The 834-nt window shown below is 72.2% G+C and carries 1 protein-coding gene; it reads right to left on the reverse strand.

The genetic code is table 11. From position 1 onward, the window contains the following. On the reverse strand, positions 1–813 hold an 813-nt coding region (locus FLX08_RS39980), incomplete at its 3' end, for a DUF222 domain-containing protein (protein WP_167530778.1). Positions 814–834 lie beyond the last annotated feature (21 nt).

The raw sequence follows: 834 nt of genomic DNA on the forward strand, positions 1-834 counted from the left end.
GTCGCCGGGTTCTAGGAGTGGGTGGGTGCGGACGTGGGTGATGATCTGGTCGTCGGACAGGCCTTCGAAGGTGCCGTCGAGGCTGCCGAGGAACAGATCGGCGCGGATATGGTCGATGGGACGGCGGTCTCCGGCGCGTTTGCAGGCCCGGGCCAGCTCGTCGATCCGCTCGCATCCGGCCACCGCCCGTTCCAGCGGCAGGTCCAGGCCCGAGACGGTCGCGGTGCCGTCGTCGTTGCGCGTGCCGGTCACCCGCCGCCTGCGCACCGCCTCGGTGTAGCGCTTTTCCGCCCAGCCGGGGTCGATCGCCAGCACCAGACGCTGAATGTGCTCGATCAGCTCACCCACCGTCCAGGCCGCCGCGCGGTGCACCAGGCGCTCGCAGACCCAGCCGGCCTGGGCGTCGCTCAGCCCGGTGGTCCAGCGGATGAAGGCCACCGCCCGCGGCTCGTCCAACACCCCGTCCAGCATCGCCTGGCCGAGAACCGGCAGACGGCGGTGCAGGTTCCACGCCAGCTCGAACGCCGAATCGGCGCGGCGGCGCGACCATACCAGCGCCGCCCGCGCCTCATCCGGGGCGAACTCATCGGGCGCCTGCAGGCGCACCACACTGTCACCCGACCACGGCTCGCGCAGCCCGACCTCCAGCAGCACCTGCAAGAACCACGCCCGGTCATGACAGGACTGCCGGTAGGCGGCCTTGAGCACCTCGACGGTGTCGAACCCCGACACCCGCTCCACCGCGATACCGGCCAGCAACCCGGCGAGCTCGGCCCCCGGCGGGATCACCGCCAGCCCCTCGGGAACCGCCACCGGCACCCCACACCCACCCCC

The organism is Microbispora hainanensis, assembly GCF_006874475.1.
GTDB classification, from domain to species: Bacteria; Actinomycetota; Actinomycetes; order Streptosporangiales; family Streptosporangiaceae; genus Microbispora; species Microbispora hainanensis.